Annotated in this window: 16 protein-coding genes; 4 read left to right on the top strand and 12 right to left on the bottom strand. The window is 68.5% G+C overall.

The window, feature by feature from the left end; genetic code table 11:
* The first annotated feature begins 1 nt into the window (after position 1).
* On the top strand, positions 2–1,462 hold the full coding sequence (locus NYR58_RS01575) for a cobyric acid synthase (RefSeq protein WP_261518641.1): 1,461 nt from the start codon (positions 2–4) through the stop codon (positions 1,460–1,462).
* On the opposite strand, the gene cbiB is transcribed toward NYR58_RS01575, so the two are convergent.
* Positions 1,446–2,417, bottom strand: a complete 972-nt coding sequence (gene cbiB, locus NYR58_RS01570) for an adenosylcobinamide-phosphate synthase CbiB (protein ID WP_261518640.1) — start codon at positions 2,415–2,417, stop codon at positions 1,446–1,448. The genes NYR58_RS01575 and cbiB overlap by 17 nt on opposite strands.
* Here cbiB and cobD point away from each other — a divergent pair.
* Both cobD and NYR58_RS01560 read left to right on the top strand, forming a co-directional pair.
* Positions 2,416–3,465, top strand: a complete 1,050-nt coding sequence (gene cobD, locus NYR58_RS01565; RefSeq protein WP_261518639.1) for a threonine-phosphate decarboxylase CobD — start codon at positions 2,416–2,418, stop codon at positions 3,463–3,465. The two genes, cbiB and cobD, sit on opposite strands and share 2 nt — an antisense overlap.
* Positions 3,462–3,995, top strand: coding sequence for a tyrosine phosphatase family protein (locus NYR58_RS01560; RefSeq protein ID WP_261518638.1), 534 nt, complete (start codon positions 3,462–3,464; stop codon positions 3,993–3,995). The genes cobD and NYR58_RS01560 overlap by 4 nt, the downstream gene beginning before the upstream one ends.
* Here the strand turns inward: NYR58_RS01560 and NYR58_RS01555 are convergent.
* The 3 genes from NYR58_RS01555 to NYR58_RS01540 all read right to left on the bottom strand — a co-directional run bounded on the left by NYR58_RS01555 (position 3,976) and on the right by NYR58_RS01540 (position 6,729).
* Positions 3,976–5,319 carry a DUF2793 domain-containing protein gene (locus tag NYR58_RS01555; protein ID WP_261518637.1) on the bottom strand — a complete coding sequence of 448 codons (1,344 nt, stop codon included), beginning with the start codon at positions 5,317–5,319 and terminating at the stop codon, positions 3,976–3,978. The genes NYR58_RS01560 and NYR58_RS01555 overlap by 20 nt on opposite strands.
* 191 nt (positions 5,320–5,510) lie before the next feature.
* Positions 5,511–5,825 (bottom strand): Dabb family protein, encoded by a 315-nt coding sequence (locus tag NYR58_RS01550; protein ID WP_261518636.1) that lies wholly within the window; start codon positions 5,823–5,825, stop codon positions 5,511–5,513.
* 430 nt (positions 5,826–6,255) lie between these two features.
* On the bottom strand, positions 6,256–6,729 hold the full coding sequence (locus NYR58_RS01540; protein ID WP_261518635.1) for an Lrp/AsnC family transcriptional regulator: 474 nt from the start codon (positions 6,727–6,729) through the stop codon (positions 6,256–6,258).
* 148 nt (positions 6,730–6,877) lie between these two features.
* Here NYR58_RS01540 and ald point away from each other — a divergent pair, with 148 nt between their 5' ends.
* The gene (gene ald / locus NYR58_RS01535) at positions 6,878–7,993 is read left to right on the top strand and encodes an alanine dehydrogenase (RefSeq protein ID WP_261518634.1); all 1,116 of its coding nucleotides are present in this window, start codon (positions 6,878–6,880) and stop codon (positions 7,991–7,993) included.
* Positions 7,994–8,079: 86 nt separating this feature from the next.
* Here the strand turns inward: ald and NYR58_RS01530 are convergent, their stop codons facing one another.
* The 8 genes from NYR58_RS01530 to NYR58_RS01495 all read right to left on the bottom strand — a co-directional run bounded on the left by NYR58_RS01530 (position 8,080) and on the right by NYR58_RS01495 (position 16,481).
* Positions 8,080–8,652 carry a GNAT family N-acetyltransferase gene (locus NYR58_RS01530; RefSeq protein ID WP_261518632.1) on the bottom strand — a complete coding sequence of 191 codons (573 nt, stop codon included), beginning with the start codon at positions 8,650–8,652 and terminating at the stop codon, positions 8,080–8,082.
* Positions 8,649–9,500: a 3-mercaptopyruvate sulfurtransferase gene (gene sseA, locus NYR58_RS01525; RefSeq protein ID WP_261518631.1), complete on the bottom strand. Its 852-nt coding sequence runs from the start codon at positions 9,498–9,500 to the stop codon at positions 8,649–8,651. Before sseA ends, NYR58_RS01530 begins: the two co-directional genes overlap by 4 nt.
* 91 nt (positions 9,501–9,591) lie before the next feature.
* On the bottom strand, positions 9,592–10,341 hold the full coding sequence (locus NYR58_RS01520; protein ID WP_261518630.1) for an alanyl-tRNA editing protein: 750 nt from the start codon (positions 10,339–10,341) through the stop codon (positions 9,592–9,594).
* A gap of 74 nt (positions 10,342–10,415) precedes the next feature.
* Positions 10,416–11,456, bottom strand: coding sequence for a cysteine synthase A (locus tag NYR58_RS01515; RefSeq protein WP_261518629.1), 1,041 nt, complete (start codon positions 11,454–11,456; stop codon positions 10,416–10,418).
* A gap of 129 nt (positions 11,457–11,585) precedes the next feature.
* Positions 11,586–12,809, bottom strand: a complete 1,224-nt coding sequence (locus NYR58_RS01510) for an MFS transporter (protein ID WP_261518628.1) — start codon at positions 12,807–12,809, stop codon at positions 11,586–11,588.
* Positions 12,810–12,947: 138 nt separating this feature from the next.
* Positions 12,948–14,273 carry a DEAD/DEAH box helicase gene (locus tag NYR58_RS01505; protein ID WP_261518627.1) on the bottom strand — a complete coding sequence of 442 codons (1,326 nt, stop codon included), beginning with the start codon at positions 14,271–14,273 and terminating at the stop codon, positions 12,948–12,950.
* Between the two features lie 318 nt (positions 14,274–14,591).
* The gene (locus NYR58_RS01500; protein ID WP_261518626.1) at positions 14,592–15,383 is read right to left on the bottom strand and encodes a heme ABC transporter ATP-binding protein; all 792 of its coding nucleotides are present in this window, start codon (positions 15,381–15,383) and stop codon (positions 14,592–14,594) included.
* A 9-nt stretch (positions 15,384–15,392) separates the two neighbouring features.
* A complete protein-coding gene (locus NYR58_RS01495; protein ID WP_261518625.1) occupies positions 15,393–16,481 on the bottom strand; it encodes a FecCD family ABC transporter permease in 1,089 nt (362 codons plus the stop codon).

Below are 16,481 nucleotides of genomic sequence, written 5' to 3'. Positions count from 1 at the left end.
CATGCCGCGGGCGCTGATGTTCCAGGGCACGGGCTCGGATGTCGGCAAGTCGCTGATCGTCGCCGGCCTTTGCCGGGCCTTCGCCAACCGGGGGCTCAAGGTGCTGCCCTTCAAGCCGCAGAACATGTCGAACAACGCGGCGGTGACGGCCGACGGCGGCGAGATCGGCCGGGCGCAGGCTCTGCAGGCGCGTGCCGCGCGCGCGGCCCCGAGCGTGCACATGAACCCGGTGCTTCTCAAGCCGCAGAGTGCAGTGGGCGCGCAGATCGTCGTGCAGGGCAAGGTGTATGGCAACGCCGGCGCCGCCGACTACCAGCACGTGAAGGGAAAACTTCTGCCGCGCGTGCTCGAAAGCTTCCGCCATCTCGCGCGCGATGCCGATCTCGTGCTCGTGGAGGGCGCCGGCAGCGCCTCGGAAATCAATCTGCGCGCCCGCGACATCGCCAATATGGGCTTTGCCCGCGCCGCGAACGTGCCGGTCGTGCTGATCGGCGACATCGACCGCGGCGGCGTGATCGCCAGCCTGGTGGGCACCAGGCATGTGATCGAGCCGGCCGATGCGGCCATGATCCGCGGTTTCATCGTCAACCGCTTTCGCGGCGACCCCGCGCTTTTCGAGGACGGCATGGCCGAGATCGCCCGGCGCACCGGCTGGGAGGCGCTCGGCCTCGTGCCCTTCTTCGAGGGGGCGCGCCGCCTGCCCGCGGAGGACGCGCTGGCGCTTGCCGGCAAGCATGAGGTGCGCCCTGCAGGCGGGCGGGTGAAGATTGCCGTGCCCATCCTGCCCCACATCGCCAATTTCGACGACCTGGACCCGCTGGAAAGCGAACCCGATGTCGATCTCGTGCGCGTGTGGCCGGGCGAGGCCCTGCCGGGCGATGCGGCGCTCGTGCTGCTGGCCGGCTCCAAGGCCACCATGTCCGACCTGCAGGCCCTCAAGGCGGCCGGCTTCGACATCGACATCGCCGCCCATCTGCGTCGCGGCGGGTATGTGCTGGGCTTGTGCGGCGGCTACCAGATGCTGGGGCGCACGATAGCGGATCCGCACGGCATGGAGGGGCCGGCCGGGCGCATGCCGGGGCTCGGGCTTCTGGAGGTCGACACCACGCTTTCACCCGACAAGCGGCTGGTGACGGTGGCAGGCAGCACCTTCGACGGCGTCGCGTTCAGGGGCTACGAGATGCACATGGGCAGAAGCGAAGGCGCGGATTGCGCCCGCCCCTTCGCCCGTCTGGAGGGCGGGCGCCCGGACGGCGCCGTGGCGGCGGGCGGGCGCGTGTTCGGCACCTATGTCCACGGGCTCTTTGCCGACGACCGCCAGCGCGCCGCCTGGCTCGCACGGCTCGGCGGCAGGGCGGCCGGCCACGACTACGAGGCGGGCGTTGAGGAAACCCTGGAGGCGCTGGCCCGGCACCTGGAGGCCCATGTCGATCTCGAAAGGCTTTTCAGCCATGCAGCATGAAAAGCCCCGCCAGGACGCCCGCAAGGGCGATAAGCAGGGCGTCGGCCGCCCAGAAGAGCCGGAGCGCGCGGCGAATGTCGGCAGCGCTGGCCGCGCGGCGGCCGCCCTCTCCCATCACCGCATCCTCCACGGTCTGGCCGCCATAGCTGCGCGGCCCGGCGAGCGCCAGCCCGAGCGCGCCAGCCATCGCCGCCTCCGGCCAGCCGGCATTGGGCGAGCGATGGCGGCGGGCGTCGCGTCTCACGGCTCGCCAGGCGCCGGCCGGCGAGCCCTGGCGGGCGAGAAAGGCGGCGGCCACGATCAACAGCGCCGCAAGCCGCGAGGCCGGCAGGTTCACCAGATCGTCGAGACGCGCTGCCGCCCAGCCGAAGGCACGGTAGCGCTCGCTCTTGTGGCCGATCATGCTGTCGGCGGTGTTGACGGCCTTGTAGGCGGCGGCCCCCGGCAGGCCGAGAAGCGCCAGCCAGAATGCCGGTGCGACCACGCCGTCGGAGAAATTTTCCGCGAGGCTCTCGATGGCGGCGCGGCACACGCCCGCTTCGTCGAGCGCGGCCGTATCGCGCCCGACGATCATGGAGACCGCCCTGCGCCCGGCATCAAGCCCCTGCCCCTCCAGCGCCGCGGCAACGGCCGCCACATGGGCGGCAAGGCTGCGTTGGGCAAGCAGCGTGCTGGCCAGGAGCGCCGTGAGGGCAAGGCCCGCCACGCCGCTGCCCGGCAGCGCCTGCAGCGCCCAGCCGGCCCCGCCCGCCAGGCCGACGAGAAGCACGAGCGCGCCGGCGCCCGAGACGCGGCGCAGATGCGCCGGCCATTCCGGCCGGTTGAGCGCCGCCTCCAGCCGGCCGATGAGCCTGCCCATCCAGCCGACCGGGTGGCCGATCGCCCGGTACAGCCGGTCGGGATAGCCAAGGGCGCATTCGATGACAAGCGACAGGAAGGCTAGAAGAAGGAACATGGCGCGACCGGCAAACGATCCTGCAAGAGAGGTGGACGATCATGGCGGGAGCCTTGAGCGCGCCGCGGCCCTGTTTCCCGGCGCGCCGCAGCCCTGGCTCGATCTTTCGACGGGCATCAGCCCCTATCCCTATCCGCTTCCCCGCCTGCCTGCCAGCGCCTTTCAGCGCCTGCCGGAGGAGGCGGGGCTGAAAGACCTGGCGCATGTCGCCGCCCGCGCCTATGGAGCACCAGGGGCGGAGCATGTGGTGGCGGCGCCGGGCACGCAGATGCTGCTGCCGCTGGTGGCCGCGCTCGTGGCTCCGGGAAGGGCGGCGGTCCTTTCGCCCACCTATGCCGAGCACCGCCGCGCCGCCGCGCTTGCCGGCCATGCCGTGGCCGAGACGCGCGACTTCGCGGCGCTTCGCAGCGCCGATCTCGCCATTGTCGTCAACCCCAACAACCCGGATGGGCGCGTAAGCGAACGCGCCGCTCTTCTGGACCTTGCCGCCCGTCTGCGCGCCCGCGGCGGTCTTCTTGTGGTCGATGAAGCGTTCATGGATGTAGGCCCCTGTGGCGAGGCGCTCGACGCGGCGGTGGATGACGGCGGCCTGGTGGTGCTGCGCTCCTTCGGCAAGTTCTTCGGCCTTGCCGGCGTGCGGCTCGGCTTTGCGATTGCCGCCCCTCGCATTGCCGCACGGCTGAGGGCACGCCTCGGCCCCTGGCCGGTCAGCGGCGCGGCCATCGAGATCGGCCGGCAGGCGCTCGCCGACCACGCCTGGCAGGAGGAGACGAGAAGACGACTGCAACGCCGCGCCGCGCAGCTCGACGCGCTGCTGGCGGAAAACGGCCTCCGCGTTGCCGGCGGCACGCCGCTCTTCCGTTTTCTGCGCCCGTCAGGGGCGGAGAGCCTGTTTCGCTGCCTCGGCGAGGACGGCATTCTGGTGCGCAGCTTCACGGAGGATCCCGAGGCGCTGCGCCTCGGCCTTCCGGGCGACGACGCGGCGCTTCTGCGCCTCTCCCGCTCCCTGCGCCGCTGGCAAACGATCAGGGATGGCAGCCGGCGATGATTCATGTCACCCCCCTCTCCCGGCTTTCCGAGACGCTTCGGGCGACCCGGGCCACGCATCTGGTTTCGCTGTTGTCGGTCGATGCGCCGCCGCCGTGCCCGGCCCATCTCGACCCTGCCTGCTGCCTGCACCTGGCAATGCACGACATCACGGAAGAGAGGCCGGGGTTGGTGGCGCCCACGCCGGAGCATGTCGCGGCACTTCTCGCGTTCGCCCGGTCCTGGAACCGGGTTTTTCCCCTGGTGGTGCACTGCTATGCCGGCATCAGCCGTTCGACGGCGGCAGCCTATTGCATGGCCGCCGCCCTCGACCCGACACGCGACGAGCGTGCGCTCGCCCTCGAACTGCGCCGGCGCTGCCCCGCCGCCACGCCCAATATCCGCATTGTGCGGATTGCCGACGAGATGCTGGGTCGGCGGGGCCGCATGGCCGAGGCGATCCGCGCCATCGGCCGGGGCGCGGACGCCTGCGAAGGGGAGCCTTTCACGCTGCCCGTGCCGCGCCGGGAGATCAAGCGAACACCGCAATAGAGCTCAAGAGGCGAGTGCCGGCCGTGGTGGCGACCTTTTCCCGCAAGAATACGAGATTGGAATTGGAGATGGGCGACTGCTCGGTGCACGGGATGATAGTCACCCCCGCCGAACTCGGCGCCGAAGCGGCCACCACGAAGGAACCCGACACGCCGGTTGGCGTGATGTCTATCGTGTCGCCGTCCGCCGCCGCCAGAACATTCGCCTTCACCATGATGCCGGTCTGCCGGAACGCCTGGCCGAACAGGCTGACGAGCATGGGCGAGATGTCGAGCGCGATGCAGCGGTTTGGCGTCACGTCCGTGGGATCGCCAACCTGCACCGTCTCGCCGTTCGCCCAGCCGGCGATGTCGCCGGCATCGAGCACCTGAAGCTGGTTGCCGGCCGGCTTCCTGACCACCCAGGCCGGTTCTTCCGGGCTCTTCGACACGTTCCAGATGCGGATGCGGCTCACGCCATCCATAAAGTCGTGGAAGAACAGCCCGGCATCGAAGGTGGTCAGCGTGATCGTGTCGCCCGAAACGCTGTCGATGGTGGCCGTCCGCGGGTTCTGCGCGCTCGTGCCGTCGATGCGGTAGATCGACACCTGCCCGTCGCCGCCGGGGGTGAACAGCATCGAGGCCAGATCCCGGCCCGTGGGCTGGTGGCGCAGGCCCTGCACGGCCGTCACCCCGTCGTGGCGGTCGATCCTGAGCGCTTCGCTCCAGGTGCCGCCATCGGCGCTGACCTTGATGGACAGATCGTCGCTGCCGGCAAGGCCGATCTCGGCGCGGCCCGACCAGTCGGTCTGGAACAGCAGCGAGGTGGTGTCGCCCGGCGCCTCCTTGTTGAGCTTGTAGCGCAGGCTGCCGTCGCCGCCCTCGGCGCCGTATCGCGCTGTCCACAGCGTGTTGTTGAGCTTGGCCGAGAAGGGATTGGCGGCATCCGCGCCCGTACCCACTCCGAGCAGGGAAAGGTTCTGGAGGTCGTCGGGCGCCGGCGGCAACCACGCCGCGCCGTTCCACGCCACGAGGCGCGCCTCGTCGGCGATCCAGGCAAGCATGCCGAGCCGCGGCGGGAAGGTGAACCACACGCCATCCATGAAGGCGGCGAGATGGTGGTCCTTGCCCGCCCAGGCGCCGGCCGCGCCTGCCGCAACAATGTAATGGTCGCCCTCCTGCGGGTCGGCGGGCGGCGCCGTCAGGTCGCGATCGAGCACGCCGGGCTGTACCAGCGCATCGAGCATGCGCAGCGCCTCGTTGTGGGTGACGTGTTTCTGCGCCTGCGAGGGCATGATGTAGGGCAGCTTGAGGCGGGCGGTGTTTTCGGGGTCGATGGTCGTCACTTCGGTCTCCTGCACGTCGACATTCGTTGCGACAACGATAAGGCCGGCTGCAGGACCGGGGACAAAAGAGGCCGAAAAATCTGCTGCCGCAAGATGCGACACCGTGGGGTGGGGTAGAAAAATCCTTTCAGGCGCAGCCTGTTACGGCATCCTCCTGAAGTGCGCGAGGCACGAGGCAGCGGCGTTTCGCCCTAGATTCTGTCCCCGTCTTGCGCCCCGGCGCTGGAGACGAAGTCGGCCGCGATGCGCATCTCGCGCAGAGGGCGCACCCGGGTGATGCACTCGGCATAGATCGGATGCGCCTTGTAGGCGGCCAGAGCGGCCTCGTCCCGAAACTCGCCATAGACCACCACATCCACCTCGCCGCCGAGCTGGTCGACCTTGCGGTTGAGGCCCACCTCGAAGAAATCCACATGCGGGATCTGGCCGAGCATCTTCAGCTCGCTGGCGATGCGCTCGACATCCTCGCGCTTTCTGGCGCTGAAGAAAACGATATGACGAATCACGGACAGTCTCCGGTCTTGATGTGCCGAAGTAGTTGGTCGCGCGCGGACCGCTGTCAATGCGCCGTGCTGCCGCGCCCCGCGAGGGATCGGCCCGAAAGCCGGCCCACAGCACGATGCGGTAGAGCGCGAACCCCTCCTGCCCCTCGCCCGCCGGCTCGATGCGCACGCCCTTGGCCTGGCTTGCGAAACGCGCCGCCGCCGGCCCGGTCTCGAACAGCACGGTGGTGTTCTCAAGCGGCGCGAAGCGCCGGTTGGCATCGGCGCTCGGATTGATGGTGCCCTTGTCGACGACGACGACGAACCATCGCGTCGCGGACATCGCCCCAGCAGCACGGACACGGAAACGAAAAAGAAAGTCTGGAACGGAATGCCGGTACAGCCCAGCAGCTTCACGTGACGCCCCGGCGACGGCAAGGACCGCCGGGAAGGCTCAGGCCATGTCGGGGCGGATGCCGATCGCGGTGCGGTCGATCACTTCGCGCAGGGCGAAGGAGGAGTTGATCTTGATGACATGCGGCATGCCCGTCAGCCACTCCTTGTGGATGCGCTCGTAATCTTCCAGGTCGCGCGCCGCGATCCTGAGAATGTAGTCGTATTCTCCCGACATCAGATGGCAGGAAAGGATGTTGGGACAGCGCTTCACCGCCGCCTCGAACTCCGAGAGCGTCTTCTCGAACTGGCCGGTGAGCGAGATATGCACGATCACCGTCATCCTGTGGCCCAGCGCGGCGTTGGAAAGCTGCGCGTGATAACCCTTGATGACGCCCGCCCTTTCGAGGTTGTCGAGACGGCGCGAACAGGCCGACTGCGACAGCCCCACCCGTTCCGCAAGCGCTGCATTGGAGATGCGGCCATCCTGCTGCAGCGTGTCCAGAATGGCGATATCAATCCTGTCGAGGGACATCTATCGTATATTCTCCTCCCAATACCTATATCCCACGCAAGAAATAACGAACATGATCAGTCATGGCAAACAACTTCGCAAGGACGTTCGGGCCCTGTTGCGATAGAGTCTTGTAATCGTAGCCACCAAGTCACTGGAGACGGCCTGCATGCGCGTCGGATGCCCGAAGGAGATCAAGAACCATGAATACAGGGTCGGCCTGACCCCCGGTTCGGTGCGCGAATATGTGGCGCACGGCCATGAGGTTCTGATGGAATCGGGGGCCGGCGCAGGCATCGGAGCCGACGACAACGCCTATCGCGCCGCCGGCGCCACGGTCGTCAGGACGGCGGAGGAAGTGTTCGCCAGGGCCGACATGATCGTCAAGGTCAAGGAGCCGCAGCCTTCCGAGTGGGTGCAGCTTCGCGAGGGCCAGATCCTCTATACCTATCTGCACTTGGCGCCCGATCCCGATCAGGCGAAAGGACTGGTCGATTCCGGCGTCACGGCCATCGCCTATGAGACGGTGACGGACGGACGCGGCGGATTACCTCTCCTTGCACCGATGTCGGAGGTTGCCGGCCGCCTTGCCATCCAGGCCGGCGCGACGGCGCTGCAGAAGGCCAATGGTGGGCGCGGCGTGCTGCTCGGCGGCGTGCCGGGCGTGCTGCCCGGCAAGGTGGCGATCATCGGCGGCGGCGTGGTGGGGCTCAATGCCGCCAAGATGGCCATTGGCCTGGGCGCGGATGTCACCATCATCGACCGTTCCATCCCCCGCCTGCGCGAACTCGACGACATTTTCAACGGGCGCGTGCACACGCGCTATTCCACTGTCGAGGCGCTGGAGGAGGAATGCTTCTCCGCCGACATGGTGGTGGGAGCCGTGCTCATTCCCGGCGCTGCGGCGCCGAAGCTCGTCACCCGCGAGATGCTGTCGGGCATGAAACAGGGTGCGGTGCTCGTCGACGTGGCGATCGACCAGGGTGGCTGCTTCGAGACCTCGCGTCCCACCACCCATTCCGAACCCACCTATGCGGTGGACGGCATCATCCACTATTGCGTCGCCAACATGCCGGGCGCGGTGCCGATCACGTCGACACATGCGCTCAACAACGCCACGCTGCATCACGGCCTGCAGCTCGCCGACAAGGGGCTGAAGGCGCTGGCCGACGATCCGCATCTGCGCAACGGGCTCAACGTCCACAAAGGGCGCATCACCAACCGCGCCGTGGCCGAGGCGCTTGGCTACGAGATGGCCGAGCCGCAGGCTGTGCTGGCCGCCTGAAACAGCATCCTCCCCCCAAGAGCTCGCCCGCCCTCCCGTGGCGGGCTTTTTTTCGGCGGCCGGGAGGTGCCATCCTCTGCAGGCGCTCAGCGCATCAGCACGGCTGCCCGTTCCTCCTCGCTGAGCGTGACAAGGTTCTCCTCCTTCCGCCACACCGGCTCGAAGCCCATCTTCTGGTAGAGCGCGAGGGCGGCGGGATGATCGAGCGTGCACGTCTCCACCGAGACCAGGCGCGGCCCGTGCGCCCAGGCTGCCTGCACAGCCGCACCCAGAAACCAGTGGCCGAGCCCGGTGCCGATGGCATGCGCCATCAGGCCGAAATGCACGAGCCGGCACTCCTCTTGCGAAAGCAGCCGCAGCTCGAAGAAGCCCGAGGGGCAACCCTCGACATAGAGCACCTGAACATCCGTCTGCGGGCTTTGCAGGCGCTCCGCCAGTGCCTCGTCGCCGAGCCGCAGCGCCGCCGTCCAGTGCCACGCCCGCCCGACGCGATCGTAGAGATAGCGGTAGAAGTGGAGCGGCATGTCGCGGCAGCGCATGAGCGCCATTTGCCGGCCGATCGGCAACGGCGGATAGCTGCGCGGCGGCGCATCCATCTCCAGATGGGTGACGAGGGCGCGCAGGGTCTGCGCGCCGGACGATGAGCGGCGGGCGTTCATTCCTGCCCCGTCACCACCGGCGTGTCGGCGCGCCCGCCCCACTCGCTCCACGATCCGTCATAGAGGCGGTTGTCGCGGTGGCCGAGCGATTCCAGCGCCAGGGTGACGACGGCCGCCGTGACGCCCGAACCGCAGGACGTGACCACCGGCCTTTCCAGATCGAGCCCGGCCTCCCGCAGCCGCTCGCGCAGCCTGTCGAGCGGCAGAAGGCTGCCATCCTGCGAAAGCGTGGCAGCCGGCACGTTGCGCGCGCCGGGCATGTGGCCGGAGCGCATGCCGGGGCGCGGCTCTGGCTCGGTGCCCGTGAAGCGGCCGGCCGACCTCGCATCGGCGATCTGTGCCGAACCTTCCTGCACGATGGTCAGCATCTCCTCGAAGGAGACGACGCGCCCCGCATCGAACCTCGAAATGAAGGCGCTGGATGCGACCTTTGTCGGCTCGCTCGTCACCGGCCGCCCCTCGGCGCGCCAGCGGTCGAAACCGCCATCGAGCAGAAACACCCGCTCAGCGCCCATCACGCGGAACATCCACCACACGCGCGGTGCGGAAAGGAGGCCGGGGCCGTCATACACGACGATGGTATCGGAATGCGAGATGCCCATCGAGCTGGCAAAGCCCTCGAAAACGCGCGGCGACGGCAGGGCATGCGGCAGTTGCGAATCGGGATCGACCACCTGGTCGTGGTCGAAGAAGACCGCGCGGGGAATATGCGCGGCCTCGTATTCGGCCTTCGCATCGCGCCCCTGGGCCGGCAGATACCAGGAGCCGTCGACGATGGACAGTCCCGGCTGGTGCAGGCGTGCCTGCAGCCAGTCGGCGGAAACGATGAAGGGGCTTTTCTCGCTCATGCGCTCGGGGCTCCCACAGGCTTTTGGGGAAGAAGATAGAAATCACGCGCGCACGGCAAGGGGGGGCAGCCGCGCGCCGCGCAAAACCTTCTCAGCCGCCCGGGGGCGGGCCGAAACGGATGCGGAAGCGGCGGTTTTCCCGGCCCTTCTTCTCGATCTTGCCGATATGGATCTCTCCCACCTCGCCGGTGCGCGCCACATGGGTGCCCCCGCAGGGCTGGCTGTCGATAGCGGCATCCTCGCCGATGCACACGAGGCGGATGCGCCCGGCGCCGGCGGGCGGGCGCACGTTCTTCGACTTGACCAGCGAGGGGTTGGCCGCAAGCTCCTCCTCGCTGATCCAGCGCGTGAAGACCGGGTGATCGGCGGCCACCAGCGCCATCAGCTTCTCGGTCACCTCCTCCTTGCTGACGGCCAGCTCAGGCAGGTCGAAGTCGACGCGCGAATCCTCCTCGCCGACCGAGGCGCCGGTGATCGGAAACGGGCAGATCACGCTCAGCAGGTGGCAGGCGGTGTGCATGCGCATCAGCTTGTGGCGGCGCGGCCAGTCGATCTCGGCCGTCACCGTCTCGCCCGCCTCCGGCATGGCCTGGTCTGCCGCAGGCACATGGATGATTTCATCCTTGGTGCGCCCCGTCACCGTCGCAGCCACGGTGATTCGGGAACCGTCGCCACGGACGAGATGGCCCGTGTCGCCCGGCTGCCCGCCGGAGGTGGCATAGAAGACCGTGCGGTCGAGGATGATGCCACCGCGCTCGTTGACGCCGCGCACGACGGCCTCCACCGAGGCGAGATAGGGCTGATCGCGAAAGAGCGCTTGCGTCGGCGTGATATGCTCCACGGACATCCTCCCGTTGAACCGTTCCGGCGCACACTAGAGGCTGGCGGCCGCTTTGGGTAGGGCCGCAAGCGGCGCTATTGGGCGGGAACCTCCTCGAAGGGAACGGGAATCGTCACCGCCTTCTCCATCCAGTCCGGCACGGGCAGGCCCTTTTCGCGCAGGAAGGCAGGATTGAAGAGCTTGGACTGGTAGCGCGTGCCGTAGTCGCAAAGCACGGTAACGATGGTGTGGCCCGGCCCCATCTCCCTGGCGAGGCGGATGGCGCCGGCAATGTTGATTCCCGTCGAGCCGCCCAGGCACAGCCCCTCCTCCTGCACCAGCGAGAAGATGATGGGCAGCGCCTCGCTGTCCGGGATCTGGTAGGAGAAGTCGGGGCGAAAGCCCTCCAGATTGGCCGTCACGCGGCCCTGGCCGATGCCCTCGGTGATCGAGCTTCCCTCCGCCTTCAGTTCGCCGCTCGTGTAGTAGCTGTAGAGCGCCGCCCCCATCGGATCGGCAAGCGCGATCTTGATGTCGGGCTTGCGCGCGCGCAGCCCCTCGGCCACGCCGGCCAGCGTGCCACCGGTGCCGACGGCGCAGACGAAGCCGTCCACCCGTCCCTCCGTCTGTCGCCAGATCTCCTGCGCCGTGGTCTCGCGGTGGCCGTTCCGATTGGCCACATTGTCGAACTGATTGGCCCAGATGGCGCCGTTGGGCTCGCTGCGGGCGAGCGCCTCCGCAAGCCGTCCCGACACCTTCACATAGTTGTTGGGATTGCGGTAGGGCACCGCGGGCACCTCGATCAGCTCGGCGCCGAGAACGCGCAGCGCATCCTTCTTCTCCTGGCTCTGCGTCTCGGGAATGACGATCACCGTGCGATAGCCCAGTGCCTTGGCCACCACGGTGAGCCCGATGCCGGTGTTGCCCGCCGTGCCCTCCACGATGACGCCACCGGGCGAAAGCAGCCCCCTTCTCTCCGCGTCGCGGATGATGAAGAGCCCTGCCCTGTCCTTGACGGACTGGCCGGGATTCATGAACTCGGCCTTGCCGTAGATCTCGCACCCCGTCTCCTCGGAAGCGCGTCGCAGGCGGATGAGCGGCGTGTTGCCGATGGTTTCGATCACCGAAGGCTGCATGAAGTCCATCCTCTTTTTGGCCGAGAGCCTAAAAGCAGCCGCCAGTCGCGGCAAGGCGTGTTTTTGCGCCGGCCGAAGGGACGCTGGGAAACGGTTCGGTGCGCCAAGGCCGCGGCAGGCGGTTTTTTCTCAGCTTTCCGCTGCCCGGGCGCGGCGCCGGACGCTCCGCTCCGGGCGGGCATCGCGGGAGAAGAGATAGACCAGCAGGCTGGCCGCCAGCAGCCCGGCATAGAAGAAGAACAGCGTGCGGTAGGCAGCCGCCGGCTCCCCCGGCACGGTGCCGGCGGTGACCACGGCGCCGGTGGCGAACTGCATCAGCCCCACCCCGCCGATGGAGAAGAAGTTGAGGAGCGTGACGCCGCGCCCGGTCAGATGGGCTGGCATGAAGGCGCGGCCATGGGCCATGATGATGCCGAAGCTTCCCCCCGCAAGCCCGATAATGACCAGCGCCACCGTCGCCGCCGAAATGCCCGCCAGGGGAAAGGCGGCAAGCCAGGCAATGGCGGCCATGCCGAGCGTGTTGCCGGCCACCGCCACCCATTTGCGCGTGCCGAACAGCGTATCGAGCGGGCCGTAGATGAAGGTGCCCACCGCCATGGCAAGCGCCATGAACAGCGTGACCTGGCCGATGACCAGCGCATCGGCACCGTAGACCTCGTCGAGATAGGGCCCGGCCCACAGGCCGCGTATGCCGGCGGCGGCTGCATAGTTAAGGGCGGCCAGCGGCAGGATGGGCCACAGAACGGGAAGACGGATGAGCTCCAGATAGCCGCGGAAACCGGCGCTTGCGTGCGCCCCCTCCTCGACCGCCGGATCGCGCACGAACGCGAGTATGGCTGCTGCCACAAGCAGGGTGAGAAGCCCGAGCGCTGCAATCACCGGACGCCAGCCGAAGGCTTCGGCCGCTGCTGCCAGGGGCGACGTGCTGACCACGTTGCCCAGCATGCCGATGCCCATCAGGAAGGAGGTGAGCACCGCCAGCCGGGCCGGCGAATAGGATTTTGCGAAGATGAAGACGGAGGCCATGAGCACCGGCGCACAGCCCATGCCGATGAGCGCCATGGCGGCGATCACCATCCAGGGCTGGACCGCGAGCGCAAAGAGAAAGGCGCCGCCCCCGCCCCCCAGCGCCAGCAGCGCCGCCGCCGTACGCCGCGGGCCATGGCGGTCGAGCCAGATGCCGATGGCGAACTGCATGAGCGCGAAGACAGCGAACCAGGCGCCGGATGCCGCCGAAAGATCGGCCTTCGTGGCACCGAGCTCCAGGCTGAGCGCCGGGGTGAGCACGGCAAGGAAAGAGCGATAGAATTGCGAAAGCACATAAGCCGCCGCCAGCGCGGCAATTCCCGCCATGCTCTCCTCCTCCTGCCGGTGCCGGCGTCACGCCGGCACGCCACCCTCCGGGCCGGAGGGTGGTCTATCGCAGGGCGGGATGCCAGGCAATTGTGCCAGACACCCGATGAAAAGCGGCCAGAAGAGGCCGAACGGCCGTCAGGCCGCCCGGGAACCGAAGCGCACGGGAGCGCCTTCCTGCCTGCTGCGGCGGCTGCGCTTGCGCCGCTGCGGCTTTGCACCGCGGGGCGGGCGGGCCGCTGCCTTTTCCGCGCCGTCCTCGCGCCGGGCGCGGTCGTTGGCTGCCGGCGCGGCACGTTGCGGCAGCCCCTCGCCCGTCAGGTCCTGCGCAACGGAAAGCTGCATGCCGATCACCCGCTCGACCTGCCGCAGCATGCTGGTCTCCTGCGGATCGCACAGCGTGACGGCTTCGCCCTGTGCGCCGTTGCGTCCGGTGCGGCCGATGCGGTGGACGTAGCATTCCGCCTCGTTCGGCAGGTCGAAGTTCACCACATGGCTGATGCCGGGCACGTCGATGCCGCGCGCGGCGATGTCCGTGGCGACCAGGATGCGCACCTCGCCCCGACGGAAGTCTTCCAGAGCACGCTGGCGCGCGCCCTGCGACTTGTTTCCGTGGATCACGGCGGCGTCGAAGCCGTCGCGCGCCAGATCGCGCGTCACGCGGTCGGCACCGTGCTTTGTGCGGGTGAACACGATCACCTGGCGCATCGTCTCGTCGGCCAGCATGTCGCTCAGGACCCTGCGCTTCTGCGCGGTGCGGGCAATGACCACGCTCTGGCGGATTTCGGCGGCCGTGGTGCCCGACTGGGCAATCTCGACGCGCACGGGATCGCGCAGCAGGGTTGCGGCAAGCTGCTCGATTTCCTTCGGCATGGTGGCCGAGAAAAGCGCCGTCTGGCGTGCCGGATGCGTGGCCTTGGCGATGCGGCGCACATCGTTGATGAAGCCCATGTCGAGCATCCGGTCGGCCTCGTCGAGGACGAGCCAGGTGGTCTCGGAGAGCACGATCTGCCCCTCGCGCACCAGGTCCGTCAGACGGCCGGGCGTGGCGATGAGGACATCGACGCCCGGTGCCATGCGCTTGATCTGCGAATGGCGCGACACGCCGCCGAGCACCAGCGCGGTGGAAACATGCGCTCCCCTGGCAAGCTCGCGCACCACCTTCTCGATCTGCACGGCTAGCTCGCGCGTGGGCACCAGCACCAGGGCGCGCGCGGTGCGCGGCCGGCGCCGCGTGCCGAGGCCCGCGATCTTCGACAGGATGGGCAGGGAGAAGGCCGCCGTCTTGCCGGAGCCCGTCTGGGCAACGCCCAGGATATCGCGGCCTTCGAGGAAGGGTGGGATGGCCCGCGCCTGAATGGGTTTGGGCGCCGTCATGCCGGCGGCGGCCGCTGCCGTCAGCAGGGTGCCGGTGATTCCAAGCTGTGCGAAGCCTTGGTGGCCCGCAATGTTGTCATTGGTCAAACTGTTCTTCTTTCATATGCAGCGCCGGAACCGGCGCGCAAACTGGATTGCGGCAGGGCGCAACCTGCCGAACATGGTTTCATTGAAACGACAAGGCGGCGGAGCTTCAGCGTCCGCGCGGCTGCGCTGTCGCGCCCGGGACATTCCGCCCCGGGCTTTTCCCGCCTGCCGGCCCGCGATGGGACCGCCCGGAAGGAAGAGACGCAACCAGTCCCGCCATGGAGAAGACCGGAAAACCCGGTCCATGCGCCTGTGGGCCTCATATGGCCCATCGGCGTGCGAAGTGCAAACGAATAATTGTGCATCGCAAAAAGCCGATCAGGCAAGTCCTGCCTGGGGCAGCACGAAGGGAACGGAGGCCGCCGGCACGGCACCCACCTTCAAGGGGCAGTCGAAGACGGCGGAAAGCAGGGCATCCTGCATCACGGCTTGCGGCGCCCCGCCTGCCGCCACCGCGCCGCGGCGCATGACGAAGACATGGTCGGCAAAGGCGGCTGTGAGGTTGAGATCGTGCAGCACGGCCACCACCCCGCCGCCCCGCGCGGCAAAGCCGCGGGCAATCTGCATGACGAGGATCTGATGCTTGATGTCGAGGCTGGAGACCGGCTCGTCGAGGATGAGGTAGCGCGGCCGGCCTTCCAGCACCGGCGCCCAGACCTGGCAGAGCGCACGGGCAAGTTGCACGCGCTGCTGCTCGCCACCCGACAGTTCCTGATAGAAGCGGCCGGCAAAGCCCGAAAGGTCCACCCGGGCAAGCGCGCGCTCGGGCAGCATCTCCTCCTGCCCGGCCAGGGCGCCGGAACGCCCGCCCATCAGCCCCAGACGCACCACCTCGCGCACCGTGTAGGGGAAGGCAAGCGTTGTCGCCTGCGGCAGCACGGCACGCACCACCGCCGCCTCGGACGGCCTCATGGCTGCCAGATCGCGGCCGTTGAAGGCGATGGTGCCCGCATAGGGCAGATCGCCCGACAGCGCCTTGACGAGGGTCGACTTGCCCGAGCCGTTGGGGCCGACAATGGCCGTCACCTCGCCGGGCCGCGCGCAAAAATCGACCCCGGAGAGGATGCGAGAGCGGCCGATGGAGACGCTGACATTGCGGGCTTCGATCATGGCTGTCCCTCAAAGGTCGAGAATGCCGCGCCGGCGCAGCAGCACCCACAGGAAGAAGGGTGCGCCGAAGACGGCGGTGACGATGCCGATGGGCAGCTCCGCCGGGGCGACGATGGTGCGGCTGACAGCGTCGGCGAGAAGCAGCAGGCTGGCGCCCAGAAGCGCGGAGGCCGGCAGGAGGTGCCGGTGGCCAGGGCCGATCACGAGGCGCAGGAGGTGCGGAACCACGATACCCACGAAGCCGATGCCGCCCGACACGGCCACCGCCGCCCCCGTGGCCGCAGCGACGGACAGGATGGCGACATTCTTCATTCGCTGCACGGGAATGCCGAGATGGCGTGCCGATGCCTCACCCAACGCCAGCGCGTCGAGACCGCGGGCCAGGAACGGAACGGCGATGAAAGCGGCGAGAATGACGGGACCGGCGGCCCAGATCTTGCTCCAGGTGGCGCCGCCGAGCGAACCCAGCCCCCAGAAGGTGAGGTCACGCAACTGCCCGTCATCGGCGACATAGACCAGGATGCCCGAGAGCGCCCCCGAAAGGGCGGCCAGAGCGATGCCGGCCAGAAGCATGGTGGCAATCGAGGTCTGGCCCCGCCGCGTGGCCACGCGATAAAGCAGCAGGGTGGTGGCCAGCCCGCCCGCAAAGGCGGCCAGCGGCAGCGCATAGATGCCGAACAAAGCCACGAAGGGACCGAGCGCCGTGCCACCGAGGACGATGACGGTGATGGCGCCGAGGCCGGCGCCGGCCGACACGCCGACAATGCCCGGATCGGCCAGCGGATTGCGGAACAGGCCCTGCATGAGCGCACCGGAGACGGCAAGGGCCGCGCCGATGAGCATGCCGAGCACGACGCGCGGCAGACGGATCTCGTAGATGATGAGCCGGTCGCGGGCCGAAAGCACGCCCTCCTCGCCGCCGAACCACGCCGCGGCCACGCCGCGCAGGGACGCGTCGGAGGCCCCGGTGGCGACGCTGAAGGCGGCCACGGCGACAAGCAGCACGGCAAGCAGCGCGATGACGAGCCGCGCCCGCGCCGAACGGTCCCCCTCCGGTGCTGCCCCCTGCAGCGCAAAGATGCCGGCCAGAGGCGCCAT

It is taken from the genome of Chelativorans intermedius (assembly GCF_025398255.1).
Lineage (GTDB): Bacteria > Pseudomonadota > Alphaproteobacteria > Rhizobiales > Rhizobiaceae > Chelativorans > Chelativorans intermedius.
This window is presented reverse-complemented; position numbering and strand designations above follow the sequence as displayed.

Bases quoted from the DNA above. Each gene is read 5' to 3' on its own strand.
- NYR58_RS01575 (WP_261518641.1), top strand. From the start codon at position 2: ATGCCGCGGGCGCTGATGTTCCAGGGCACGGGCTCGGATGTCGGCAAG.
- cobD (WP_261518639.1), top strand. From the start codon at position 2,416: ATGGCGCGACCGGCAAACGATCCTGCAAGAGAGGTGGACGATCATGGC.
- cbiB (WP_261518640.1), bottom strand. From the start codon at position 2,417: ATGTTCCTTCTTCTAGCCTTCCTGTCGCTTGTCATCGAATGCGCCCTT.
- NYR58_RS01560 (WP_261518638.1), top strand. From the start codon at position 3,462: ATGATTCATGTCACCCCCCTCTCCCGGCTTTCCGAGACGCTTCGGGCG.
- NYR58_RS01540 (WP_261518635.1), bottom strand. From the start codon at position 6,729: ATGTCCCTCGACAGGATTGATATCGCCATTCTGGACACGCTGCAGCAG.
- ald (WP_261518634.1), top strand. From the start codon at position 6,878: ATGCGCGTCGGATGCCCGAAGGAGATCAAGAACCATGAATACAGGGTC.
- NYR58_RS01530 (WP_261518632.1), bottom strand. From the start codon at position 8,652: ATGAACGCCCGCCGCTCATCGTCCGGCGCGCAGACCCTGCGCGCCCTC.
- sseA (WP_261518631.1), bottom strand. From the start codon at position 9,500: ATGAGCGAGAAAAGCCCCTTCATCGTTTCCGCCGACTGGCTGCAGGCA.
- NYR58_RS01515 (WP_261518629.1), bottom strand. From the start codon at position 11,456: ATGCAGCCTTCGGTGATCGAAACCATCGGCAACACGCCGCTCATCCGC.
- NYR58_RS01510 (WP_261518628.1), bottom strand. From the start codon at position 12,809: ATGGCGGGAATTGCCGCGCTGGCGGCGGCTTATGTGCTTTCGCAATTC.
- NYR58_RS01500 (WP_261518626.1), bottom strand. From the start codon at position 15,383: ATGATCGAAGCCCGCAATGTCAGCGTCTCCATCGGCCGCTCTCGCATC.
- NYR58_RS01495 (WP_261518625.1), bottom strand. From the start codon at position 16,481: ATGGCGCCTCTGGCCGGCATCTTTGCGCTGCAGGGGGCAGCACCGGAG.